Below are 24172 nucleotides of genomic sequence, written 5' to 3' on the forward strand. Positions count from 1 at the left end.
GGACAAAAAAGAGGCTGACTGATAACCGGTGTCCTGCCCGGACAGGACGCGTGAAGTTACCGGACGAGCCTGACGTTCTCGCCCCGGAGCCTGGCCCGGAAACCGTCGCCTTGGACCGCCACGTCCTGGAGCACGAGGCCTTCGGGCAGGCCGTCAATGTCATGCTCTATGGTTACGAGGCCCCGCACGACGGCGGCGGTGGCGTCGGAGAGGAAACCCGGCCCACCGAAGTCAATCGAGCGCGGCTCAACGACGAGCCTGCCGGCCTCAACCTCGACCGTGCCGGTGGCGACGACGCGCAGTTCCCGGCCCAGGGCTTCGACGGTGCGGAGCACCGTGGCTTGGCCCCTTTCAGCGGCACGGACCTCGGTCCCGTTGCCAAGCTCCCCGGCGACAACGTCGAAGGGCACGGTCGCATCTACAGCGAGCCGGGAAGCGACTGGCCCGTCCGGTCCAGTGGTCACGTCCTGCCCCACAACGCGGACGTCCCGGAGCGTCGAGCCCGCGGCCACCACTGTCCCGGCATCCAGTGACAGGTCGGCCAGCCACACCTCGTCCTCGCGCAGGTCAGCGGGAGGCTCTGCGCCCGGCAGGCGTTCGGTGCCTGCCGTCGGCGACGGCACAGGCCCTGCCTCCCCGGCGGCCGGGTCGCTCACCACCCACCAAAGGACCACAACCGCCAACCCCAGGACGAGGAGCATCCCGGTTGCACCGATCAGCCAGTCCTTCGCGCGCGTCCATTCCATGGGGACAGTCTTTCATTGGGGACAGGTGATCCAGCCCGCCCCTGCGCAGACCCGTGATGTTGTTCCCTGCACTTAAACGACCGCACGGAAGGCAGGCGGGTAGCCGCCGCGCAATGAATTCAAGGGACTCCTCCCCGCTGACTAAGATTGCAGGCATGACTTCGAACCTGACCGCCGTCAGCTATGGCCTGAATGTGACCCAAACCGGGCTGGAGCAGCTGCGTTCCGTCCTCACCGGACAAGGGGCTGCCCTGCTGTCCGAAACGGACCTTGGCGACGAGCGGTACCAGGTGCATGTGGCCGAGCTTCAGCTGCCGGACGCCACCACGGCCGGCATCGCTGCGCTCCGCCACGCCGTCGCCGAGGCCTCGATCAGCGGACTGGACACCGCGCTGGTCCCCAACGGCCTGCGTGCAGCCGACCGAAAGCTCCTGATCATGGACGTGGATTCGACGCTGATCCAGCAGGAGGTCATCGAACTGCTCGCCGCCTACGCCGGCAAGCGTGAAGAAGTGGCTGCTGTCACCGAAGCTGCCATGCGCGGCGAGCTGGACTTCACCCAGAGTCTTCACGCCCGGGTGCAGGTGCTCGCAGGGCTGCCGGCCGACGTCGTCCGTTCCGTCCGTGAGGAAGTGAAGCTTAGCGAGGGGGCCGCGGAACTCGTGGCGGCCTTCAAGGCCGCGGGCCATGTGGTGGCAGTGGTGTCCGGCGGGTTCAACCAGATCCTGGAGCCCATTGCCGCTGACCTGGGGCTGGACTACTGGCAGGCGAATGAGCTGGAGATCGTTGATGGCGCCCTGACCGGCAAGGTGCTGGGCGCAGTGGTGGACCGGGCGGCCAAGGAAAAGTACCTGCGCGAATGGGCGGCGTCTGAAGGCATCGCCCTGGAACACACCGTGGCCGTCGGCGACGGCGCCAACGACCTTGACATGCTCGGCGCCGCCGGGATCGGTGTCGCGTTCAACGCGAAGCCTGCCGTGCGCGCCGTGGCTGATGCCGCCGTCAACATGCCGTACCTCGATGCCGTCCGCCACGTCGCAGGCGTCTAGTCCCGCTTAAAGCGCGATAGGCCCACACCCTCAGGATTCCCTGGCGGTGTGGGCCTATCGCGGCATGTGCGGGGGGCCTAACTGGGCTGGCCGGCGCCCTTGCCGAAGTAGTCGGCGCCGCCCGCGTATTCGGTGTGGCCGGACTCGACGTCGGCGGTCACCATGCCGGCCACCACTTCAGCGAACTCTTCCACCGAATAGAGCTTTCCGGCTTCGGCCCGGCGCGCTTCGATGGCGCCGGGAGTGGAGCGGTCGAGCAGTGTTGCAGTGACGGTGCCTTCGATCATGTCGCCGGACACAACCACCAGGGTGATGCCCTTTTCGGCGAGGCTGGGGATGAGTTCGCGCAGGGCGTCCTCCCCGGCACGCTTGCTGCGGGCCACGGGCTCGTAGGCCTCCATGGTGGGCACGGTGTTGATGAAGTGGGCCTGGTGGCTGGTAACGAACACCACGCGGGAGCCTTCCTTCATCAGGGGCACGGCTGCGTTGAGCATGTTGACCTGGGCATCGCGGTTCAGTTTAAGCGCGTAGTCCTCCCCCATGCCGGTTTCCATGCCGCCGGAAGCGTTGAGCACCAGGATGTCCAGCGTCCCGAAGTTTTCCATGGCGGCGGAGGCCAGGGCCTGGACGCCTTCCTGGGTGGTAAGGTCCGCGCCCACGGCCACGGCACGGCCACCCGCGGCTTCAATTTGCTGCACTACCTTGTTGGCGCGCGGCGCCTTCTGGCGGTAATTAACCACGACGGCGGCACCCTGGCCGGCGAGGATCTTCGCTACGTCAGCGCCAATGCCGCGCGATGATCCGGTGACGATGGCGGTCTTGTTGTCCAGCAGTCCCATACGAGCTCCCTTTGTTCGAAACGTCTAAATCGCTGAAGGTCTGCAGTCCATCATGCCAGCGGCCGCTGCCGATCCGCTTGTGCGACCCCGACAAAGAAGGCGCCGTCAGCTAGTTCAGCGGATCGCGCCCGGGCATCAACACCGGTTAACCGCGCCTCCCCGCAGCGTGACCCGGCGTAGGCTCGCATCATGGAAAAGCAGGCGGGTGCCTACGGTGCCGCGTCCACTCCGGAGCAGGTGTTCAGCGGATCCCCGGAAGGACTGCAGATCTGCGGGGCGGTACAGCACGTCATAGCGCAGCAGGCCACGGTGCGAACCACCACCAGTCAGGTGGCTTTTCGGAACCGGCGCGGGTTTGCCTATGTCTGGAACCCGCGCCGATACCTGAAGACCAATGTTCCGGCGGTGCTGTCCATCGTCCTGCCACGGCGCCTGGAATCCGGCCGGTTCAAGGAAATTGTCAATCCGTCCCTTGGAGTCTGGATGCACCACCTTGAACTGAACGGCGTCCACGAGGTTGACGGCGAGGTGGCGGATTGGCTCGCAGAGGCGTTCGCGGCCGCCGGGTAGTGGTGCCGCTGTCCCGTTACCGGTCAGTGGCCCATGCCCAGGCCGCCGTCCACGGGAATGACAGCACCGGAGATGTAGGCGGCTTCCTCGCTGGAGATCCAGCGGACCACGTTGGCAACCTCTGTGGCCTCGGCAAAACGGCCTGCCGGGATGCTGGAAAGGTAGTCCTTCTGGGTGGCTTCAGGAAGTTCGGCGGTCATGTCCGTGTTGATGAAGCCGGGGGCCACCACATTCGCGGTGATGCCGCGTGAGCCCAGTTCGCGGGTCAGTGAACGCGCAATGCCTACCAGTCCTGCCTTCGACGCGGAGTAGTTGATCTGGCCGGGGGCGCCATACAGGCCGGAAACCGAAGAGATGAGGACCACACGGCCCTTGCGCAGGCGGATCATGCCCTTGGAGGCGCGCTTGATGACCCGGAACGCGCCGGTCAGGTTGGTGTCGATGACGGACGTGAAGTCATCTTCGCTCATGCGCAGCAGCAGGGTGTCCTTGGTGATGCCGGCGTTCGCCACCAGGACTTCCACCGGCCCGTGGGCCGCTTCCACTTCCCTGAAGGCTGCGTCCACGGACGCCTCATCGGTGACGTCGGCCTTCACGCCCAGGATTCCCTCCGGCAGCTTTGACTCGCTGCGGTAGGTCACGGCCACCTTGTCCCCGTTGGCAAGGAACGCTTCGGCGATGGCCAGGCCGATGCCGCGGTTTCCGCCCGTGATGAGGACGCTGCGGGGGGCGGTGGCTGCTTCAGTCATGAAAAAGGCTCCGGATTTCTGCGGCGGGCGGCCGCGGTAGAAGAGGGGTGATTTGGGCTGACTTCGATCTTAGCGTCAGCCCCTGGCCTGGTTTGGGCGCCACTGCCGTTGGTGAGAGAATTGACGTAAGCCTTTGGAGCGTGATCAATCACCGTGACCCTTGAAAACCATGCGGGACAATCCGCGCCTGAAGAACCCGAGCGGTTCTCCGGGGATTCGGAAGTCCACGCCATCACGGATGCCGCGGGAGCCCATTCCGAGGACATGCACCAGCGCATGGTCAAATACGCGCTGGCCATGGGAATCCGCATGGTTTGCCTGATCCTGATCTTCGTGGTGGACGGCTGGCTTAAGCTCGTTATGGTAGCCGGAGCGGTGTTCCTGCCCTGGATTGCGGTTGTTATAGCCAACGGCAACGACACGGCCGAGGGCCACAGCGACCTGCTGCTGGATTCTGCGCCGTTGGCCGAGATTGAAAGCCCGCCCGCTCCGTCCCCCGACGATGAGCACGGCAGCGAGGTCCTGCAGGGCGAGTTGATTGATGACGACGACGAAACACCATCAGGGCAGGAGCGAAGGGCATCATGAGTATTTTTGACTTCGCTGCGGGAACCGGTCCTGCGGCGGCTGAAGCCGCTGCGATCTGCTCGCGGAAGGCCTGCCGGGCCCAGGCCTCCTGGCAGCTCCAGTGGAACAACCCGAAGATCCATTCCCCTGAGCGCCGCAAGACCTGGCTGGCCTGTGGAGACCACCGTGACTGGCTGGAGGACTACCTCCAGACCCGCGGCCTGTGGAAAGAAACCCTGCCGCTTGCGGACCAGGGCGTATCCCGTGCACCGGAGCAGGACAACTGAATGTACCGGTTCCTCTTCTCCAGCAAGTGGCTGGGCTATCTGCTGCTGGCTGCCATCTTTGCATCCGCCTGCGTTTTCCTGGGCCGCTGGCAGATGGACCGGCGCGCGGAGACCCTGGCGGAAATCAACCGTGTGGTGACCAACTACTCGGCCACGCCCATCCCCTTCTCTGAGGCCAAGGAACAGTTCAACAACCGGCTGGACCCAGCGATGGAGTGGACGCAGGTGGAGCTGAAAGGCTCGTACCTCGCCGATGAGCAGCGCGTGGTCCGGAACAGACCGCTGAACGGCCAGCCGGGCTATGAGGTGGTTGTCCCCTTCCGCCTCACCACAGGCGAAACCGTAGTGGTTGACCGGGGATGGCTGCCCATCGGCAACCAAAACCCGGGCAGCCCTGATTCGGTGCCGGAACCTCCTGCCGGTGAGGTGACCGCCGTCGTGCGTTTGAAGCATCCGGAACCGGAACTGCAGCGTGGGGCACCGGAAGGCCAGCTTGCTTCTATCGACCTCGCCGCCTATTCCGCCCAGCTCGGATATCCCCTGCTCAGCGGGGCGTACGGCCAACTCGCCTCAGAGACTCCGCCTGCCGCGGAGATGCCGCTGCCGTTCCCGAAGCCGTCCATCGAGGAAGGCACGCACCTGTCCTACTCCCTGCAGTGGTTCGCGTTCGGCGTGCTGATGTTTGTGGGCTTCGGCTACGCCGCCCGCCAGCAGGCCCGGAACGCCGCCATCGACGCCGAGGACGACGACGAAGAGTCCGCGCGGCCAATCCATTCCGCGACTGCCGCCACACGCCGTCGTCCGCCAACTCCACGCAAGCGCAAGCACGCGACCTCGGAAGAAGAGGAAGACGCCCTCCTGGACGCACAGGGGTACTGACTGACGGCACGAGCGAAGCGGCGTAGGTGATTTAAGTAGCGTGCGTCAGAGGCGACGAAGGGAGCCAGCACGCGGGAAATCACCTACGCCGCGAAGCGGACGTAAGGTAGGCGGCGGGAAGGATTAAGCCAGGGTGATGAGGTCCAGGTAGTCTTCGTTCCAGTGGTCTTCCACGCCGTCCGGCAGCAGGACGACGCGCTCGGGGTTGAGGGCTTCGACAGCCCCTTCGTCGTGGCTTACCAGGACGACGGCGCCGCTGTAGTTCTTGAGGGCGCCCAGGATTTCGGCGCGGCTGGCGGGGTCGAGGTTGTTGGTGGGCTCGTCCAGGAGCAGGACGTTGGCGCTGGAGGCCACGATGGTGGCCAGTGCCAGACGGGTCTTCTCGCCGCCGGAGAGCACGCCGGCGGGCTTGTCGACGTCGTCACCCGAGAACAGGAAAGAGCCCAGGATGCCGCGCACCTCTGCGTCCTTCATGTCGGGGGCAGCGGAACGCATGTTTTCGAGAACGGTGCGGTCGACGTCGAGAGTCTCATGTTCCTGGGCGTAGTAGCCCACCTTGAGGCCGTGCCCGGCGATTACGTCACCGGTGTCGGGCTTGTCCACGCCGGCCAGCATGCGCAGGAGGGTGGTCTTGCCGGCGCCGTTGAGGCCAAGGATAACAACCTTGGAGCCGCGGTCGATCGCCAGGTCCACGTCGGTGAAAATTTCCAGTGAACCGTACGACTTGCTGAGGCCTTCGGCTGTCAGCGGAGTCCTGCCGCAGGGCGACGGGTCCGGGAAGCGCAAAGCTGCCACGCGGTCCTGCTCGCGGACGGCCTCCAGTCCGCTCAGCAGGCGCTCGGCGCGCTTGGCCATGTTCTGCGCCGCGACGGCCTTGGTGGCCTTGGCCCGCATCTTGTTGGCCTGGTCGAAGAGGACCTGGGCCTTCTTTTCGGCGTTGGCACGTTCGCGCTTGCGGGCACGTTCGTCAGTCTCACGCTGGGTGAGGTAGCGCTTCCAGTCCATGTTGTAGAAGTCGATCTGGGCTCGGTTGGCGTCGAGCAGGAAGACCTTGTTGACCGTGGCTTCGAGCAACTCGGTGTCGTGGCTGATCACGATCAGTCCGCCCTGGTGGTTTTTCAGGAAGTCGCGAAGCCAGGCGATGGAATCGGCGTCAAGGTGGTTGGTGGGCTCATCGAGGAGCATGGTCTCGGCATCCGAGTAGAGAATCCGGGCCAGCTCCACGCGGCGCCGCTGGCCGCCGGAGAGGGTCTTGAGCGGCTGGTTCAGCAGGCGGTCCGGCAGCGCAAGGTTGGAGCAGATTGCCGCCGCCTCGGCTTCGGCCGCATAACCGCCCGCCGCGAGGAACTCGGACTCGAGCCGGTCGTAGCGGTTCATCGCCTTGCGCTGGACAGCGGCGTCTTCGCTGGCCATCTCTTCATGGGCCAAGCGGAGCTTGCCGACGGCGATGTCCAGGCCGCGTACGGACAGGATCCGGTCCCGTGCGAGCTGTTCCATGTCGGGGGTGCGGGGATCCTGGGGCAGGTAGCCGATCTCACCGGTGCGGGTTACTTTGCCGGCTGCAGGGAGCCCCTCCCCTGCAAGAACCCGGGTCAAGGTGGTCTTCCCGGCGCCGTTGCGGCCCACCAGGCCGATCTTGTCTCCCTTGTCGATGCGGAAGCTCACCTGGTCCATCAGGAGCCGGGCGCCGGCGCGCAGTTCAAGATCCTGGACAGTAATCACAGCAGGTAAAGCCTTTCACAGAGGGATAAGCCGCAGCCCAGAGCGTCTGTGGTGGGCGTGGGCGGCAATGGCCGGAGAACGGCCCATACAAGTCTACCGTCCGCACCTGCGCTGCAGAACCGCGGCACGGGTGGGGACTGTGAGATTTCGGTGCCGGACAGGTAAGGCGTTTGCGTCCGGCAGCATGTCCGTCTTGGGAACGACGAACTGGAATACTCGGACAATGGCCGTCTACTTTGAGTGCACAACGCTGACAAGCATGCCCAGGCTGGAACTGTTCGACCTCGCCCGGAGCGTCGATGCGCACAAGGAATCAATGGCTGCGTCCCGTGAGGAAGCGATTGCCGGCGTGACGTCCGGGCTTATCCCGCTGGGCGGGGAAGTAACCTGGCGGGCCTGGCATTTCGGCCTTCCGCTACGCATGACGAGCCGGATCACGGAACTGAAGTCACCTGACTACTTTGTTGATGAACAGGTTCGGGGACCGTTTCGGCGGTTCCTGCATGTGCACGAATTCAGGGAGGATCCTGCCGGGACCACCATGGTGGACCGGATCGAGTTCGAGGCTCCTTGCGGACTCATAGGCCGCCTTGTCGAAAGGCTGGTCCTGGCCCGCTACCTGCAGAAGCTCATCGAGTCGCGGAACCGTCACCTGGCCGGTGCGGCCACTCACGGACTTTAGCTGCGCGGAACTGAATCCGATCATGCCCATGGCAGACTCTTGAGCTGGGTAAAGAGGCGGTCGACATCCCAGGCGGCAGTTGTGTTGGCCATGGCAACCAGGGCCAGCCGGTCCTCGGGGTAAATGCGCATGGCGTTCCAGTAGCCACCGCCGGTCCCGTAGTGTTCCACGAATGCTGGGCTGCGCGTGGCGTCCGCCGGTTTGCGGAACCAGCCGATGCCATGGTCGAACCGCTTGCCCGAAGTGTGGATGGTCCGCATCTCCTCGATATCGCCCTGCCCCAGAACCGGGTGCCGGTCAGTAGCCGCGGCGGCATGGGCTGCCGCCAGCCGGGAAGCGTCGGCAGCAGTGCCGACGAGGCCACCGTACGCGGCGCCGTTCACCAGGAACGGGTTCAGGCTGGTGTAGCGTCCCACCTGCGGTCCCACCACCCCTTTCGGCAGAATCCGGGCCAGCACCGGCCGCAGAACAGGTGCCATGCGCACATATCCCACGGCACGGGGAGCCGCACCGTTGTAGCTGTATCCCGTCGCGGTCATGCCCAAGGGGTTGAGCACCAGGTCCTGGACGCATTCCTCCACCGGCCGTCCAGTAGCGGTCTCTATCACCTCGCCCGCCAGCAGGTAGCCGATGTTGGAGTAGGCTGCCCGGCTACCAACCGCTGCGCGGGGAGTCCCATGCTTGCGGATGATGCGGGCCAGCCGGCTTGGGACTGCCGCGTGATGCTCGGGGCGGACCCACCGCACGGGCAGGGGGTTGCCCAGTCCGGCGGTGTGGGTGAGGAGCTGGCGCGTGGTGGGGTGACCGTACCGCGGGTGTGGGCGGTAACCCGGCAGATAGGTGCCAATCGGAGCCTCAAGGTCGAGGAGTCCGTCGGCGTGCAGCCGCATTGCTGCAGTGGCGGTGGCGATTTTAGTCATGGAGAACCACAAGTACTGGTCGTTGGGCCGGGCTTGGCGACGACTTGCTAGATCGGCGTAGCCGACGGCGCCGGAGTAAAGGACCTCGTCCGGCGTGGCCACTGCGATGGAAATTCCTGGGATGTCCGCGGCGGAAGCAATTTCCTGGGCGACGGCCCGGGCCCTTCCGGCGTGCAGTTGGCGGGGCTCCCCGCCCGGCCTGGGAGACGGTTGGTCAGCAGCGCTCATGACTCAGAGTGGCAGCCAGGGCACCGGTTGCACCAGTGGTTGGGGCCTCAAGCCAAGTTTTTTCCAAGCGGCGCAGGCCATGCTTTCCAGACGTGGGGGCGGCGTTGACTGCGCCAACGGAGTTTAGGGCACGCAGGTGGCGGAAGGGCACGATGTTCCGCAACGACATAGGAGGCGCCATGCATCCTCAACACAACCAATTCACGAATCGAAACCTAAGTCGCCGCCAGTTCGGATTAATGCTGAGCGGCGGCGCTTTCCTGCTGCTGGCCGGCAGTACCTATGGAGTTGCCGGACGGAGCCGGCAGAACACAGCCACGAGCGTGGCGACGGCATTCGGATCCCTGGCAATTGTTCGGGCCGGACGCCTTGCCCGGCTCGATGATCAAGGACAACCAGCTTTCAGAACCCTGGCGGCCGCTGCTTCACGCATGGAGGCCGGCCGGGGCACCGGAGGCGGCCCACAGATCCGGCGTGTCAGCACGACGGAACAGGCCAGCTCCGACCCACATGGTCACGACGGCGGCACGTTGGGAGATGCGGCGGGGCCGGAACCGCTCAACCTCACCTGGGCCGACGTCGTGCTCCTCGAAGTGCAACTTCAGAACGCCGGGGCGGCGCCGGTGCTGTTCAGTCCGGGCCAGCTCCGGTTGAGGCTGGGTTCATCGGCAGTGACAGTCACTCCGCGGGACTCCGACCGCGACCCCGGTCCGTTAGCACCCCACAGCTCGGAGCACCTACTGATCAGCTACCTGGCACCGCGTGGTTCCGCGGAGCTGGAGCTGGATTACTCGGACGAACAGCAGGACCGCACCTACCGGCTGGCGCTCCCGCCCCTAACCACGAATGAGGCCCGGTCATGAGCATCCTGGACTTCCATATCAACGAGGGCTACGTGGCGATGGTGGACGGCTCCTTGGTCTATCACCGCGGCTTCGGCGAGCGCCGCACCACCTTGTCTGATGTCAGCCCGTCCCTTTCGATGGGCCCGCGGATCTTCACTGCTGCCGGAGACGTCGTGGCAAGCCGCACTTATCCCCTGACCGCTCCGCCTCCTCCGCACGGCAGGCCGGCCCCGCTGCAGCCTGACCCGGCAAACCCCGGACAGTACCTGGCGAGGAAGGAATACTGGGCCAGCTACTTTCCGGACCGGACCCTCATCGCCGAAACAGGCAGCACCATCCGGATAATGGTGCACAACCACCTTTCGCAGGAGCACGAACTCCGGTTCCATATTGCGCCGGTGGGCGCGGATGCGGGCACTGGCCCCATAGCTCCGGGAGCATCCACACTTATTGAGTTCGAAGCACCGCCACCGGGGACCTACCTGTTCTCGGACCCGGGCAACGAGCCGGTGGAACGGACCCTCGGCCTTTACGGCGCGCTCGTGGTCATGGACCCGGCCAACGCCTGGCGGCTCTTCCCCGGCGGGAGCGAGTTCGAACGCCAGTGGCTGTGGCTTTGCCATGATGTGGACCCGCATTGGGCCCGCATCGCGTCCCGCGGCGAAACGGTCAATCCTGCCTCAACACCCGCGGTGCCCCGGTACTTCACCCTCAACGGGTACTCGGGCTTCCAGTCCCTGGCGGTTACCACCAATGAAGAATTCAATGAACTCCGCGAGCAGGACACGCTGCCCTCAGGCCACCCGCGGGAAACAGATGTACGCAACTTCAGCGCTTCCCCGGCCCCGGGCGCTGTCCGCACGGGCCAGCTGATGAGGATGGTCAACGCCGGCATCGTGGACCACCAACTGCACTACCACGGCAACCACGTCTGGACAGTGCGGGCTAACGGTCTTGACTTCCCCCGCGAACGTGGTCGGGTGAGCCCTGAGGGCGACGTCCTCCTGCAGCACTTCGAAGACACCGTGCAGCTCGAACCGTTGGACCGAAAAGAGTCAATACTTCCTGTCCGTCGCCCACCGGATCTGGTGGACGCCGTATGGAACTCAAGGACGGACGACTGGCGGTACCCTATGCACTGCCATGCAGAGCCCTCCCAGACGGCGGCGGGCGGACTCTACCCCGGGGGGCTTGTCGCCGACTGGGTACTGGCCGCGGACGCGATACCGGAGTCAGGCCTTCCCGGGACAGCGGAAGGCGGTCATCACCAGTACCGGAGCCAGGTGGAGTTCGCCTCGGACCAGCCCCACGAGGGAAGCCCCGAAACCAAGTTCCGCCAGCGCCCGGACGCCAGCATGGAGTTCGACTTCTTCAACAGGAAACTGAAGATACCAAACGGTCCCGAGATCGAATTCTGGAGTTTCGAGCATGGCAAGTCAGGGCGGGGGCTGCCCGGACCGCTGGTGCGGTTGACGGAAGGCCAACTGTTCCACGGCACCATCAAACCCAGCAAAAGGGTGCACACCATCCACTGGCACGGCATTGAACCCGATCCCCTGAACGACGGCGTGGGCCACACCTCTTTCGAAGTCACCGGCCACTACACCTACCAGTGGAGAACAGATGTCGGCGAGGTGGGGAACCCCAACCGCGGCTCGGCCGGAACCTATTTCTACCACTGCCATGTCAACACCCCCCTGCACGTACAAATGGGCATGTTCGGGCCGATCATCATCGATCCTCCGGTCAGCACAACTGCGCCGCCACCGCGTGGAACGCGCCGCCACTCGGTGCAGGGTCCCCTGTACGACATCGCCACCGAGACACTGATTGCGCCCTACTCCATCGACCCCAGGTGGCACGAGCTGAACCATGCAGCCGGTTTGTCCGGGGATGACGCGGGCCTCAACCGTTTCGAGCCCAAACATTTTGTTCTTTTGGGCGGCGCGATCCCCAGCAGGCCGAAAGGAGACAAGGTATGGGCCATCAGTTCGATGCGCACCAACGTCGCCAGGTCCGGGGTCGCGCCCACACTGGTCCGCATGGTGAATGTCGACTACTTTCCCACCCGGACGCGGTTCCTCGATGCTGCCGGTCAACCGGCCCAGATCGCCGAGCTCATCTCCCACGATGGCCGCCCTTTCTGGAACACCCCCAACCCCGACGGTCCCGCGGTCCAGCCCTCGATGGCCGGCCAGCCGCTGCTCACCAGCATCCTCAAATCCGGTGCGGCCGAGAAGTTCGACTTCCTGCTGCGCCCGCCGGCTGCGGGGCGGTACACCATCGCGGTTGACTTCCTGCATTGGGTCAGCGGCCAGGTTCTGGCGACACGCACGGTAACTGTCAACGCTTCTTGAAGATGCCACACCATGCAACGCTGTTTCCATGGATCTGGAGGTGGTACCCGGGCTGACGATTCCCGCATCGGAACTCGACTGGCGGTTTTCGCGCTCGTCCGGCCCAGGCGGTCAACACGTCAATACTTCGGACAGCCGGGTCGAACTGTCGTGGAACGTCCGCGATTCGTTGGCGGTGTCGGACAGCCAACGGCTGATGCTGCTCACGCGCCTCGAGCCACGCCTCATCGGAGGGGTGATCACAGTGACCGCTTCCGAGAGGCGCTCGCAGCTGCGCAATCGCGGGCTGGCCCTGGCCAAGCTCGCCGGCCTCGTGGCCGAGGGCATTGCTCCGGTTGCCCCTGGCCGCCGGGCAACCAGGCCCACCCGCGGCTCGAACCGCCGCCGCCTCGTCGCCAAAAAATTGCGGTCCACGACAAAGCAGCAACGCAAGCGGCCGTCCGCTGAATAGTGGTCGTTGAGCGTTGAAGAAGCTGCGGAACTGAAATCGCAGCCGGCGCTCAGGGAGGTAGAGGTTCGCCGCGAGCGCAAGATGCCGTGGGCTTAACCGGCCGCGGCATATTGAGCGCCTTGGGAGAATGGAACCATGGAATTCAACCGGCTGCTGCAGATCCGCCGTATCTATGCGCAGCCTGCTGCCCTGGAGCTGCCCCGGGGCAAGGAGATCGTCGAACGCTGGCCGGACGCCGACGTCGTGCTGGTGGAAAACCACTGGAATATCCCGGAGGTGCACGGCGATGAAACGAACGTGCCGCGCTGGTCACGGATCAAGACGGAGGCGCTGGTCCTCGGCGTCAAAAAAGCTCTGAGCGTCAAGCCGAACGGCCGGTCCGCGGATTTTATTGCCCCCTCCAGCGCGAACGGTTGCGCCATGGCATGCGCCTACTGCTACGTGCCGCGGCACAAGGGGTACAGCAACCCGGTGACGGTGTTTGCGAACATCGACCAGATTGCCGGCGTGCTCGAGCGGCATGCCACCCGCCAGGGCCTAAAGCTGGAACCCAACCAGTGCGACCCGGAGCTCTGGGTCTACGACATCGGTGAAAACAGCGACTGCTCCGTCGATGCGCTGATCAGCGACAACGTGGAGGATCTCGTCACGCTTTTCCGCGACCTCCCCACAGCCAAGCTGTCCTTTGCCACCAAATACGTTAATTCGGCGATGCTCGGTTGGGACCACGGCGGCCACACCAGGGTCCGTTTCTCCCTCATGCCCGCGGATTTGGCCAAGTCGGTTGACGTCCGGACCTCCCCGGTGGATGAGCGCATGGCGGCAATCAACGAGTTCGTTGATGCCGGATACGAGGTGCACGTCAACTTCTCCCCCGTCATCATTACCGACACCTGGCTTGGCGACTGGGAGGAACTGCTGCGGGAGCTCGATGCCACCCTGACAGACGCCGCAAAAGCCCAGCTTGCGGCGGAAGTCATCTTCCTGACCCACAACGAGCGGCTCCACGAGGTAAACCTGGGGTGGCACCCGCAGGCCGAGAACGTGCTGTGGCGCCCGGACCTGCAGGAATCGAAGGTCTCCTCCAACGGTTTCACCAACGTCCGCTACCGGTCAGGAGCCAAGGGCCACTATGTGCGGCAGCTGACGGCGCTCATCGAGCAGATCGCGCCTTACTGCCGGATCCGCTACGCATTCTGACCGCGACCGTCAGCCCACGACGCCGTCACGGCACCCTTAAGTGTCTCCTGCTGCTTGCGCGACCGCACCGCCGCCCCTGCCGCATGAGCGGTGTCCGTGGCAGGAGAGGGTAGCCCTCCCCTCCCAGAGGCCCGCGGCGCCGCGCTAAACTGGACCGACCATGATCGGTGCCCGTACCCGTCTTCTCGCCTGGCTCGTCGCCCTGGCGGCCTTCCTTGCGGGCTGTTCTCCCGCTGTCGGCCTCGATGACGCGGACACCCACCGTCCGATCCAAACGTCCGCGGCCCCGCCAGCCGCCGTCGACCATGCCCTCCCGCCTCAGGGGGCCCCCGCCCCCGCGCCCACCCCGACGGCGGTTCCCACGCCGCCTCCGGCGCCCCAGCCGTTCGCCCTCAACCTCTATCAAGAGGGGGACTTCGTGCCGCAATACACCTTCGACTGGTGTGTTGCCGCGAGCATCCAGATCGCGCACAACCTGATGGACGACACCGGCGGCGGCACATGGGGCGACCGCATTCATCAGGGCGAACTATGGGAAATGGCCCGCGCCCGGTCATCCAACTCGTTCAACGGTGCCAACCCCTTGGGCTGGGCGCAGGTACTGACCGAAGCCGGGATGGGGCCGTACTCGGTGGTCAGCGTCCCCGACTATGAGGACGCGCTGCAGACGGCGGCCCGCGCCATCGCTGACACGGGCCGGCCGGTAGGACTGGTCATGTGGAGCGGTCGCCACGCGTGGGTAATGAGCGGCTTCGAGTCACTGGGCGATCCGAAGCAGTTCCCGGAGTTCTCGGTGACAGGCATCCGCGTCCAGGATCCGCTCTACCCGCACGGAAGCGGGCAGTGGGGCCCGTCACCGGCGCCCAACAGCCTGCTCACCCCGGAACAGCTGGCGACGCAATTCGTTATCCGCGAACCCCGGCGCTGGAGCACGGACTTACCCACCGGCTATATGCTGGTGCTGCCGCGGGCCGCGGCCTGACCAGCCCTCCGTCCCCTCGCGCCGAGGCATCAGCAAAAGCACTCAACTCAGAGCCTTGCAGCGATTTCTTCGACTGCCCGCGTCATGGCTGCCATGGATCCAGGGCCGCCATGTCCTTCCTCCTCAATGACGACGAGGCGGCTTGACTCCCAACGCCGGTGCAACTGCCAGGCGGTGACGACAGGGCCGCTGATGTCCCGCCGCCCATGAATGAGGTAACCCGGAATGCCGTTAAGCTCGTGAATACGCGGGATAATTTCCCGTCCCCCGATGAGAAACCCGTCCTTTGCCCAGTAGTGCGTCACCAGAAGGGCGAAGGTCATACGCTCCCGCTCGTCGTCAAAGAGTGGGCCGGGAGTCCAGTTGGGGTCCAGAGAGATGTGTGTGGACTCCCAACGGTCCCAGGCCAGTGCAGCAAGCCGGGCGTCTTCGCGGTCCTGGCCTGCCAGCCGGCGGGCGTAAGCCTCCACCACCCGTTCGCCGGGGGCTGCCCTGGCAGATTCCGCAAAGCCGTCCCAGGCCTCGCGAAAGATGCGTCCCACCTCCTCTGTGATCCACTGGATCTCTTCCCTGCTGCTTGTGGTCACCGCCACCACAGCGATACCCAACACCCGCTGCGGATGTTCCAAGGCATAGGCGAGCGCAAGCGTGCTTCCCCAGGAGACACCGGTGACGATCCACTTTTCTATGCCCAGGTGCTCCCTGACGGCCTCAATGTCTTCGATCAGGGCTTGTGTCGTGTTCCCGGGCAGGTGGTCAAGGTCGTCCTGGGCAATGGGAGTGCTCTTGCCACAACCGCGCTGGTCCAACCCGATGATGCGGAATCGGCTGTGGTCATGGCGTTGGCGGTAACCGGCGCTGCCAAGGGAACCACCTGGGCCGCCATGAAGGTAGAGCACTGGTATACCCGCCGGTTCCCCGGTTGCTTCCCAATAGATGCTTGCATGGGGCACGTTCACCCAGCCGGTTTTAGTCGTTGATTCCTCGCCCGTCACCCGCCCCACACTATGGGACGTTGAACGTGCTGGTTATTGCGCGGCTCCCACAGCAGTTTCCCTTGACAGGCCTGGGAACAGGAGACTCTCATCGAATAGCAACGTGAAGAAGAGAGGGGGTGGTGGCTGTGCCTGCCATCCAGACTGCCCGGGCGGGCGAATCCCGGCTCCGGACGGGAGCCGCTCTCATGACGGTTGCCGGGCTGGCCTTCGTGGGATACGCGGTCGTCTTCCTGATCTCCAACTTCACGGGTGCCTTCCTTGAACTGGGCATCGGCCCCGACCAGGTGGACAAGGGGAAGGCGGAGGTAGAGGCGTTCAGTCCGCAGCTGCACCACTACATCAGCCATCTGCACATTGCGCTCAGCGGCTTCATCGCCGCGACCGGGCTGGCCATCGCGGGCCTGTCCTGGTACGGAGTGCGTCGAGGCGAACGGTGGGCTTTTGCCACAGCCATTGTCGTCCCGACCCTCGGACTTGCAGTGGCCCTCCCCGCACATTACCCGTGGGGTCTTGCCACGCTGGGACACCTTGGCCCGGTCTACCTTGCGGTCCTCATTTTCGCGGCAGGGGTCGTGGCAGCCTACAGCGGAATCCGAAGGACTGGCATCAGAAAGGGCCCCAGGCAGTGACCACCACTTGTTCATGGTCCTTCGTAGGCAGAAAATTGTCCTGATTCCCACGTCAGCGGCTCAGCGCTCCATCGGCACGTGGCATCCGCTGCAGTGCTTTCCCTAACCCGTAAATCTGAATGGCGGTACTGCTGATGAACCCGCGCAGTTCTCCCGGCACTCCCCTTTCCCTCATCAAACGGCATCCGGTGGCAGCCTTCGTGGTCATCGCCCTGTCCCTGTCCTGGACCGGCCAGATCCTGTCCCTCCTGCTGCTGGGGAACATCCTGCCGGGAATCCTCGCTGAGTTGCTGATACTGCTGGGAACGGCGATCCTGGTGACAGGCGCAGCGGACGGCCGGCCCGCCGTCCGCGAACTCTTCCGCCGGGCGTTCCGTTGGAGGGTGGCCCCGGGCTGGTACCTGGCAGCGCTGCTGGCCCTTCCCGCGCTGACCGTGATCATTGCTGCAGCCACGGGAACGTTTCACCCGCCCGCCGGCGGCTGGGTGCCTTTGGTGGCCAACTACCTGCTGAACACCCTGATTATCGGTGCCCTGCTGGGCAATATCTGGGAGGAACTGGCCTGGACCGGCGTGGTGCAGCACCGGGTCATGGACAGGCGCGGGCCTGCCATTGCTGCCATGCTGACCGCCATCCCGTTTGCACTCATCCATCTGCCCTTCGCCTTCGCCGAAAGGGGCTTCTCCGGCACGCCGTGGAGCGAGGTGGCGGTCTCCTGGGCGGTGTTGTTCCTTTTCGCCCCATTTTTCCGCTTACTCATGGGAATCGCCTACCTGGGAACGGGTTACAGCCTGTTCATAGTGGGGCTGCTGCACGCGTCCTTCAATGCCTCCATGGCAACGAAGCTGGATGTGTTCGACGGCGAGTGGCAGCAGATTGCCGCCCTGATCCTCTTGCTGGGAGTGCTTGCCGCAGCCAGTGCCTTACGCACCTTCCACTCGAAAGCCGGCAGCAGCCGGAGCGGACCCGGACGTCGGCACATTCCGTCACCCGGTTAAGGGCCCGGGGGCCAACGCTGCGAAGGAGGGCGATGCGATGGGCCACCGACTGAGCCGGAGATGCATTCCCGCCTCTTGCGCAACGGATTGCATCGCTCTCATCTGATCCATGACCTGGTCCCCAGGCCCGTTTGGCGGGACACTACGGCCAGGGATTAGAGGTCGATGGTGGCCATGTTGGCCTCATCGTGGCGTTCTCCTGCGGCCGGCTGGAGCGCGTCCAGCCGGTCCAGCTGGTCGCCGGTGAGTTCGATGAAGCCGGCAGCGGTGTTCTCCTCGACCCGGGAGACCCGGCGGGTGCCCGGGATCGGGGCGATGTCGTTCCCACGGGACAGCAGCCAGGCGAGAGCTGTCTGGGCGGGGGTCGCGCCGTTCTCGGCGCCGATAGCCTTCACTTCGTCGACGATCGCGAGGTTCCGCCGGAAGTTCTCGTCCGTGAACCGCGGGTTGGTCTTGCGCCAGTCGGCGTCGGGAAAGTCGTCCACGGAGCGGATTCGACCGGTGAGCAGGCCGTGTCCTAGGGGTGAATACGGGACAAAGCCGATACCCAGTTCACGCAGCAGCGGCAGGATCCGCTCCTCCACGTCCCGGGTCCAGAGAGAGTACTCAGTTTGCAGGGCGGTGAGCGGCTGCACGGCGTGGGCGCGCCGGATGGTCTCCGGGGAGGCCTCGGACAGTCCGAAGTGCAAAACCTTGCCTTGGGTTATCAGGTCCGCGACGGCGCCGGCGGTTTCTTCGATCGGGATGTCCGGGTCGACCCGGTGCTGGTAGTACAGGTCAATGTGGTCGGTGCCGAGGCGCATGAGGGAGCCTTCGACTGCGGCCTTCACGTTCGCCGCGCTGCTGTCGATCACGCCGGGACCGGCGCCGGGATGTGAGACCAGGCCGAACTTCGTGGCGATCCTGACCTGATCGCGGCGTCCCTTGACCGCCTGGCCGACGATCTCTTCGCTCAGGAAGGGCCCGTAGATCTCTGCCGTGTCGATGTGGGTGACCCCGAGATCGAGTGCACGGTGGATGGTGCGGATCGATTCCGCGTTATCCAGGGCGCCCTCGCTGGTGTAGGTGCCGGCCATGGTCATGGCGCCCAGTCCGATTGCGGAGACTTCCAGGTCTCCGAGGCGTGCGTTCTTCATGTGTTTCCTTTGGTGTTGCTTGCGGGCTGGGTAGGTGGGGCTTCAGCCCCGCTCGATGCGCATGTCCACGTCGTTGGGGAGGTTTTTGAAGACGCTGAGGTCCGAGGTGATCTCTCCCATTTTGGTGAGGGTGGGGACGGAGCTGGTCTCTTCATAGATGATGGTGATGCTGTCGAGGGGGTTGTAGTAGACGATGTCTCCGGGTTGCACGTCCGTGTAGAACGGGCCGGTTTCCGTCATTGGTGCGTGGAGTTCGGTGATGTACTCGATGCCGGCGTTGCGGAACCAGGGCAGCGTGACCGGAAGCGTGGCGGCGAAGTCTTGGGCAACCTGGGTGTCGTTGAGGGTCGCGGTCATGACCACGTCACCGGCGGTGATGGTGATTGGGGTTCCGTCGGTGGAGGCCTCCGCCGGGGCGGCTGTTTCGGCGGCGGTGGACTGGGCAGTTTCCGAGGCCGGGGATGTGGCGGCGGCGTTCTCGGTTGCGGGTGCGGAGCATGCGGCGAGGGCGATCGCGGCCGTTGCGGCGATGGCGGTGAGGGACAGTGATTTCTTCATGATTTTCCTAAGCGTTGTCGAGGGCCATGGTGGAGGACAGGTCGCGGTGTGCTTGGACCTGGTCCAGGAGGAGTTGGGCTTTGTGCTCGACGCCGGCGACGACGTCTGCTCCGGCGACGAACCGCAGCGGCGGGGTGTCCATGGCGGCGATGGTGACCAGGGCTGCGCCGAGCTTGGCAGGGTCTCCGCCCTGCTGGCCGTTCATGGCCTTCCACGCGGCGATCGTCTGGGCAGTGCATTCGGCATAGTCATCGATGGACAGCTCGGGCCAGATGGAGGAGGCGCCCTCAACGAGGAGTTCGGTGCGGAAGAAGCCGGGTTCGACGATGGTGGTGTGGATGCCGTAGGGCTGCACGTCGTACCGGAGCGATTCCATCCAGCCTTCAAGGGCGAACTTCGATGCGGCGTAGGCGGCGCAGAACTCCTGGCCGATGATGCCCGCGGCGGAGGTGATGGTGATGACGTGTCCTCGGCGCTGCTCCCGCATGACCGGCAGGATCGCGCGGGTGACGTTCAGCGGGCCAAAGAAGTTCGTCTCCATCTGCGCCCGGAACTGGGCGTCACTGATCTCTTCGAAGTAGCCGGCGTAGAAGTTGCCGGCGTTGTTGACCAGAACATCGATACTTCCAAAGCGTCCGACGGCGACCTCGACGGCGGCAGTCGAGGCCGCCGCATCGGTGACGTCCAAAGACAGGGCCAGCAGGTTCTCAGACTCGCCCAGAGCCTCGGTGACCTTGACGGCGTCGCGGGCCGTGGCGACGACCCGGTGGCCGACGTCGAGGGCGGCCCTGGCCAGGTCAACGCCCATGCCCCGGGCTGCTCCCGTGATGAACCAAACATTGGTCATGATGATGCCTCTCTCAAATCCCAACCGGCCCGTGGCGGGGCGGTTGATGGTTCAAGTCAACAGGCCAGGGCGTGGGCTAACGAGACCCTGCCTAGAGGTTCCCTGGCAGGGCCCCGCTAGCGGGTCCGGGGTGGAGTATCTTCGAGACCATGGACAACCAGGACGACCTCAGCCAGTTCCTCATCTCGCGGCGGGCCAAGTTGACCCTGCAGCAAGTGGGCCTGCCTGACTTCGGTGGTCGGCGCCGCGTCCCTGGCCTGCGGCGCGAAGAAGTGGCCCTCCTGGCCGGGATGAGCTCGGAGTACTACAAACGCCTGGAACGCGGCAATGCCAAGGGAGCGTCGGAAGCTGTTATCGATGGGGTCAGCCGGGCCCTCCAACTCGATGAGGCCGAGCACGCACATCTCTACGAACTCATCCGAGCAGCCAACGCAGGCGCCCACCCGCACCGCAGACGCCCGACACGCAAAACGCAGATAAACCCGGTCCTGCAACAGACCATCGATGCGATGTCCACCGTTCCGGTGTTCGTGCAGAACGGGCGGCTGGACGCTGTGGCCACAAACCGCCTCGGCCGGGCCCTCTTCTCGGAGATGTTCGAGGACTCCCGGCAACCCGTGAATGCCGCGCGTTTTGTGTTTCTCGACAGCAGGGCGCCGACGTTCTACCGCGACTGGGAATCCAATGCCCGCCAGATCGTTGCCCTCCTCCGGGTCGAAGCGGGCCGTTCCCCCTACGACCGCCAGCTCAGCGACCTCGTCGGCGAACTCTCAACCCGCAGCGACCTCTTCCGGAAACTTTGGGGCGCCCACGACGTCCGCGAACACCGCACCGGCATCAAAAGGGTTCACCACCCGATCGTCGGCGATCTCGACCTGAACTACCTCGGCCTGGACCTCGCCGCCGACCACAGCCTCCAAATGCTGGTCTTCTCCGCGGAACCGGACTCCGCCTCCCACGACGGGCTGGAGTTGCTGGCGAATTGGGCCGCTACAAACAGCGTCGAGTTGAAAGCCAAGGGCCAGCCAGCCGCCAACCAGGTCCCTGGAACGTGATGCTTTAGGCTAAAGCACCTGACTGCATTCTGATTGGGGACAGAATTGAAGCACACACTTTCCTTTTGCGCTTTGACCGTCATCGCTCTTTCCGTGGCATCCTGCGCAGCAACGGTCGCAGACTCTCCGAGCGGGAGTGTCTCGCTCTCGGTGAAGCAGGAGTTGCCGACCGAGTTGCTGCAGAGCGTTGGCGGCAAAAAGGCAGTGGTTCATTCGGGTCTGTCGGCTGCGCCCAGAGAAGAAGCGCACCTCACGGGCCGCCTCGCTAATGACGGAGCCGGTTGCTTTATCGTTCAGGCGGAGGACGGTGATGACTACACACTGGTTTTCCCCGAGGGCACCAAGTTCGATGGTGAGGCATTGGTCCTTCCTGATAGCTCACCATTGTCCGAGGGTGAGTCGGTTTCCCTGGGCGGCGCCCGTATTCCTGCAAACGAAAGCCTGAGCATGTGTTTGAACTACGCCCGGCTCTTATCAGTGGAAAAGGCATCCGTCATCCCGTCTTAACCCTTCTACGGTGGATTTGGCTGTTATGGGTCCTGGCCCTGCCATGGAGGAGTTCGCCACCGTACTCCGGGGCTATCTGCCGCCAAGGATGCGACGTTTGGCGGCGCTAAATTCCTCGTCAGAAAGTGCGCCACTTCTATGGAGTTCTGCAAGGAGGGCAAGTTCCGTCGCTAGGGACTTCTTGCCCGTTATCTTGCCGAACATCACTTGGCGCACACTGCTGCGGTCAGTAGGCGCCGGATCCAGCGCATGCGGCCGTGGTGAGCTCTTGAGAGCGTAGGCGATTAGCAGGGTAATCGCGAGGACTCCAAGGGCGATTCCCAAAGGGACCCGGAACGGCTCCCTGGCGTTTATCAAGACAGCAAGGATTGCCCCGGCAGCGACTGCACCTAGCCCAGCTATCCGAAGCGTCATTCGGCTAATGCCGAACGTAAATGTGTAGCCCTCGTCCTCGGCCGAAACCAAGTGTTCGTTCATCTGCCGAGAATAGCCCTGCCAACGCTTCTTGAACATCCTGCCCGGAGTGGTCAGGGGCATGCGTTCGCAACTGCAACAATAAACGAGACGCTGGCACGTTGCCGCGGGCGAACAGCTCTCAGAAGACGTCGCCGTCCATTCGCTGGTGCCTGACGATGCCCCAGCACCAGCAAAAGCACTCCGGACCCCACACACCGTTATTCAGACCGTCCCCTTCAGAGCCCCCGGCAGAGGATCTCGAAAGATTTGAAGTCCTTTCCGGACTCGCCTCTTTCACCGGAAACAGTTCCACTGGACAACGCGCTGGCAGAGGCTCACCCTTGGAGTAACCGCACCGACTGCGCATCGCGCTGACCTCGGGCGGTCGCGTGCCGCCGGTGTCGGGCACCACTGAGATGTCGACTCCGTCGGGTTCGCTTGAACATGGCTCCGACGACTGAAGGACCGACGACATGACGAACAGCAACGCCTACGATCATCGCAGGCGGCCATCGCGGTCTTCGAGGAACGGTGCGCGCCGACGGTGGGCGCTCTGCTTGATCCCGGCACTGACCGCCGCACTCGTTTTATCGGCAGTGTCGAGCGCCGGCGCCTCGAACGCGCGGAACGCGGCGCCTGTTAATACGGACGTCCTCATCGAGTGGAGCACTATCGCCCAAGACCACGTCATCCCGCTGCGTCCCACGGCTCACGGCCAGCTCCGCGGCATGGCGATGGTTCAAGGCGCGGTGTACGACGCCGTGAACGCCATCGACGGCGGGTACCAGCCGTATCTGCTCGACGGCGACTCGGTCGGCGTCGGGCCGGAGGCATCGTTCAATGCGGCGATCTCGACCGCAGCACATCACGTGCTCGTCACTCTTGTCCCGTCGGCCCAAGTAGCTGGCCTCGACGCTGCGTACGAAGCAACGCTCGCGGGCGTCGCCGACGGCCTGAACAAGGACCAAGGCGTCGCCGCCGGTGAGGCCGCCGCGGCGGCGATGATCCTCGCCCGCACTGACGACGGGTTCATGGTCCCGTTCGAGTTCGACATCGGACCCGATCCCGGCGATTGGCGGCCCGTCGCACCCGATGCGCGCGATCCGGATGCCTGGGTGGCCAATCTCCAACCGTTCATCATCGAGAGTCCCGACCACTTCCGCTCGGAGGGTCCCAACCCGCTGAGAAGTGCCGAGTACACAGCGGACTTCAACGAGGTCAAGGAGGTCGGCTCGCTTGTGAGTACCACTCGAACCGACGACCAGGCCACTGCTGCCATCTTCTGGCAAGCCCCGCCGGTGGCACTCTGGAACGGCGTGTTCCGCAGCCTTACCGTGGAGCACGGACTCGACCTGGCCGACGCGGCTCGACTCTTCGCGATGACCAACCTCGCCGCTGCTGATGGCGCGGTCGCTTGCTGGAACGACAGGTACTACTGGAACTTCTGGCGGCCGATGGCGGCGATCCGCGAGGCCGACACCGACGGCAATCCGGAGACGGAAGCCGATCCGACATGGAAACCGCTCTTCGATCCATCGACAGTGACCGTCCCGCCGCTCGGCACACCGCCGTTCCCGGAGCACCCGTCCGGTCACAGCTGCGTCAGCGGCGCCACTCTCCACGCGGCGCAGGAGTTCTTCGACACGGACGACGTTGCCTTCGACGTGAACTCCGGTCGCTTCCCGGGTGCGCCACGGCACTTCGACGGATTCTCCGCGGCGATACAGGAGATCGTTGATTCTCGAGTCTGGGGCGGCATCCACTTCCGCACCGCCACCGTACAGGGTGCCGAGATCGGCAAGGAGGTGGCGTCGTGGCTCAGCGGTCATTACTTCCAGCCGGCGCCTTGTCGGTAGCGTCCTGCGACTGACGCGATCACTTTCAGCAACTGATTTGGTTCATTTGCGGTCAGGAT

The 24172-nt window shown here is 64.6% G+C and carries 26 protein-coding genes; 16 read left to right on the top strand and 10 right to left on the bottom strand.

All coding sequences use genetic code 11. The features are described from left to right. Positions 1 to 56: 56 nt before the first annotated feature. Entirely contained in the window at positions 57 to 746 is a 690-nt protein-coding gene (locus tag M1D32_RS10210; protein ID WP_458782068.1) for an LmeA family phospholipid-binding protein, read from the bottom strand. Positions 747 to 901: 155 nt separating this feature from the next. On the opposite strand from M1D32_RS10210, the gene serB reads away from it, so the two are divergent. Then, complete coding sequence (gene serB / locus M1D32_RS10215; protein ID WP_458782069.1) at positions 902 to 1795, top strand: phosphoserine phosphatase SerB; 894 nt, start codon at positions 902 to 904, stop codon at positions 1793 to 1795. A 77-nt stretch (positions 1796 to 1872) separates the two neighbouring features. Here serB and M1D32_RS10220 read toward each other — a convergent pair whose 3' ends face one another. Continuing rightward, complete coding sequence (locus tag M1D32_RS10220; RefSeq protein ID WP_458782070.1) at positions 1873 to 2634, bottom strand: SDR family oxidoreductase; 762 nt, start codon at positions 2632 to 2634, stop codon at positions 1873 to 1875. A 189-nt stretch (positions 2635 to 2823) separates the two neighbouring features. On the opposite strand from M1D32_RS10220, the gene M1D32_RS10225 reads away from it, so the two are divergent. Then, positions 2824 to 3204, top strand: coding sequence for a DUF5655 domain-containing protein (locus tag M1D32_RS10225; RefSeq protein ID WP_458782071.1), 381 nt, complete (start codon positions 2824 to 2826; stop codon positions 3202 to 3204). Between the two features lie 23 nt (positions 3205 to 3227). Here the strand turns inward: M1D32_RS10225 and M1D32_RS10230 are convergent, their stop codons facing one another. Further along, positions 3228 to 3953 carry a beta-ketoacyl-ACP reductase gene (locus M1D32_RS10230; RefSeq protein ID WP_458782072.1) on the bottom strand — a complete coding sequence of 242 codons (726 nt, stop codon included), beginning with the start codon at positions 3951 to 3953 and terminating at the stop codon, positions 3228 to 3230. A 153-nt stretch (positions 3954 to 4106) separates the two neighbouring features. Here M1D32_RS10230 and M1D32_RS10235 point away from each other — a divergent pair, with 153 nt between their 5' ends. From M1D32_RS10235 to M1D32_RS10245, 3 genes are read left to right on the top strand one after another with little or no spacing between them, the layout of a single operon-like run. Then, the gene (locus tag M1D32_RS10235) at positions 4107 to 4541 is read left to right on the top strand and encodes a DUF3099 domain-containing protein (RefSeq protein WP_458782073.1); all 435 of its coding nucleotides are present in this window, start codon (positions 4107 to 4109) and stop codon (positions 4539 to 4541) included. Further along, positions 4538 to 4807: a hypothetical protein gene (locus tag M1D32_RS10240; protein WP_458782074.1), complete on the top strand. Its 270-nt coding sequence runs from the start codon at positions 4538 to 4540 to the stop codon at positions 4805 to 4807. Before M1D32_RS10235 ends, M1D32_RS10240 begins: the two co-directional genes overlap by 4 nt. Then, complete coding sequence (locus tag M1D32_RS10245; protein WP_458782075.1) at positions 4808 to 5686, top strand: SURF1 family cytochrome oxidase biogenesis protein; 879 nt, start codon at positions 4808 to 4810, stop codon at positions 5684 to 5686. Positions 5687 to 5809: 123 nt separating this feature from the next. Here M1D32_RS10245 and M1D32_RS10250 read toward each other — a convergent pair whose 3' ends face one another. Continuing rightward, positions 5810 to 7408 (bottom strand): ABC-F family ATP-binding cassette domain-containing protein, encoded by a 1599-nt coding sequence (locus M1D32_RS10250; RefSeq protein WP_163163637.1) that lies wholly within the window; start codon positions 7406 to 7408, stop codon positions 5810 to 5812. A 259-nt stretch (positions 7409 to 7667) separates the two neighbouring features. Between M1D32_RS10250 and M1D32_RS10255 the strand changes: the two genes are divergently transcribed. Then, positions 7668 to 8090, top strand: a complete 423-nt coding sequence (locus M1D32_RS10255) for an SRPBCC family protein (protein WP_458782076.1) — start codon at positions 7668 to 7670, stop codon at positions 8088 to 8090. Between the two features lie 20 nt (positions 8091 to 8110). On the opposite strand, the gene M1D32_RS10260 is transcribed toward M1D32_RS10255, so the two are convergent. Beyond that, entirely contained in the window at positions 8111 to 9238 is a 1128-nt protein-coding gene (locus M1D32_RS10260; protein WP_458782077.1) for a serine hydrolase domain-containing protein, read from the bottom strand. A 239-nt stretch (positions 9239 to 9477) separates the two neighbouring features. Between M1D32_RS10260 and M1D32_RS10265 the strand changes: the two genes are divergently transcribed. From M1D32_RS10265 to M1D32_RS10285, 5 genes are all read left to right on the top strand, one after another. Then, positions 9478 to 10101 (top strand): hypothetical protein, encoded by a 624-nt coding sequence (locus M1D32_RS10265; protein ID WP_458782078.1) that lies wholly within the window; start codon positions 9478 to 9480, stop codon positions 10099 to 10101. Beyond that, entirely contained in the window at positions 10098 to 12440 is a 2343-nt protein-coding gene (locus M1D32_RS10270) for a multicopper oxidase domain-containing protein (RefSeq protein ID WP_458782079.1), read from the top strand. The genes M1D32_RS10265 and M1D32_RS10270 overlap by 4 nt, the downstream gene beginning before the upstream one ends. 28 nt (positions 12441 to 12468) lie before the next feature. After that, entirely contained in the window at positions 12469 to 12891 is a 423-nt protein-coding gene (arfB, locus tag M1D32_RS10275) for an alternative ribosome rescue aminoacyl-tRNA hydrolase ArfB (protein ID WP_458782080.1), read from the top strand. Between the two features lie 135 nt (positions 12892 to 13026). Then, on the top strand, positions 13027 to 14091 hold the full coding sequence (locus M1D32_RS10280) for a spore photoproduct lyase family protein (RefSeq protein ID WP_458782081.1): 1065 nt from the start codon (positions 13027 to 13029) through the stop codon (positions 14089 to 14091). A 160-nt stretch (positions 14092 to 14251) separates the two neighbouring features. After that, positions 14252 to 15073, top strand: a complete 822-nt coding sequence (locus M1D32_RS10285) for a hypothetical protein (protein WP_458782082.1) — start codon at positions 14252 to 14254, stop codon at positions 15071 to 15073. A gap of 47 nt (positions 15074 to 15120) precedes the next feature. Here the strand turns inward: M1D32_RS10285 and M1D32_RS10290 are convergent, their stop codons facing one another. Further along, a complete protein-coding gene (locus M1D32_RS10290) occupies positions 15121 to 15972 on the bottom strand; it encodes an alpha/beta fold hydrolase (RefSeq protein WP_458782083.1) in 852 nt (283 codons plus the stop codon). A gap of 215 nt (positions 15973 to 16187) precedes the next feature. Between M1D32_RS10290 and M1D32_RS10295 the strand changes: the two genes are divergently transcribed. Both M1D32_RS10295 and M1D32_RS10300 read left to right on the top strand, forming a co-directional pair. Continuing rightward, the gene (locus M1D32_RS10295) at positions 16188 to 16700 is read left to right on the top strand and encodes a hypothetical protein (RefSeq protein ID WP_458782084.1); all 513 of its coding nucleotides are present in this window, start codon (positions 16188 to 16190) and stop codon (positions 16698 to 16700) included. Between the two features lie 134 nt (positions 16701 to 16834). Next, positions 16835 to 17698 carry a CPBP family intramembrane glutamic endopeptidase gene (locus M1D32_RS10300; protein ID WP_458782085.1) on the top strand — a complete coding sequence of 288 codons (864 nt, stop codon included), beginning with the start codon at positions 16835 to 16837 and terminating at the stop codon, positions 17696 to 17698. Positions 17699 to 17853: 155 nt separating this feature from the next. On the opposite strand, the gene M1D32_RS10305 is transcribed toward M1D32_RS10300, so the two are convergent. From M1D32_RS10305 to M1D32_RS10315, 3 genes are read right to left on the bottom strand one after another with little or no spacing between them, the layout of a single operon-like run. Further along, positions 17854 to 18834 (bottom strand): aldo/keto reductase, encoded by a 981-nt coding sequence (locus tag M1D32_RS10305; RefSeq protein ID WP_458782086.1) that lies wholly within the window; start codon positions 18832 to 18834, stop codon positions 17854 to 17856. Between the two features lie 42 nt (positions 18835 to 18876). After that, positions 18877 to 19392 (bottom strand): cyclophilin-like fold protein, encoded by a 516-nt coding sequence (locus tag M1D32_RS10310; protein WP_458782087.1) that lies wholly within the window; start codon positions 19390 to 19392, stop codon positions 18877 to 18879. Between the two features lie 7 nt (positions 19393 to 19399). After that, entirely contained in the window at positions 19400 to 20239 is an 840-nt protein-coding gene (locus tag M1D32_RS10315) for an SDR family oxidoreductase (protein ID WP_458782088.1), read from the bottom strand. A gap of 149 nt (positions 20240 to 20388) precedes the next feature. On the opposite strand from M1D32_RS10315, the gene M1D32_RS10320 reads away from it, so the two are divergent. Both M1D32_RS10320 and M1D32_RS10325 read left to right on the top strand, forming a co-directional pair. Further along, a complete protein-coding gene (locus tag M1D32_RS10320) occupies positions 20389 to 21294 on the top strand; it encodes a helix-turn-helix transcriptional regulator (RefSeq protein WP_458778603.1) in 906 nt (301 codons plus the stop codon). 45 nt (positions 21295 to 21339) lie between these two features. Then, positions 21340 to 21801 (top strand): hypothetical protein, encoded by a 462-nt coding sequence (locus M1D32_RS10325; RefSeq protein ID WP_458778604.1) that lies wholly within the window; start codon positions 21340 to 21342, stop codon positions 21799 to 21801. 72 nt (positions 21802 to 21873) lie between these two features. On the opposite strand, the gene M1D32_RS10330 is transcribed toward M1D32_RS10325, so the two are convergent. Continuing rightward, positions 21874 to 22278, bottom strand: a complete 405-nt coding sequence (locus M1D32_RS10330; protein ID WP_458778605.1) for an SHOCT domain-containing protein — start codon at positions 22276 to 22278, stop codon at positions 21874 to 21876. Between the two features lie 452 nt (positions 22279 to 22730). On the opposite strand from M1D32_RS10330, the gene M1D32_RS10335 reads away from it, so the two are divergent. Beyond that, positions 22731 to 24113, top strand: a complete 1383-nt coding sequence (locus tag M1D32_RS10335; protein ID WP_458778606.1) for a vanadium-dependent haloperoxidase — start codon at positions 22731 to 22733, stop codon at positions 24111 to 24113. Positions 24114 to 24172: the final 59 nt, after the last annotated feature.

The sequence above is a fragment of the Arthrobacter sp. D3-16 genome (assembly GCF_054408515.1).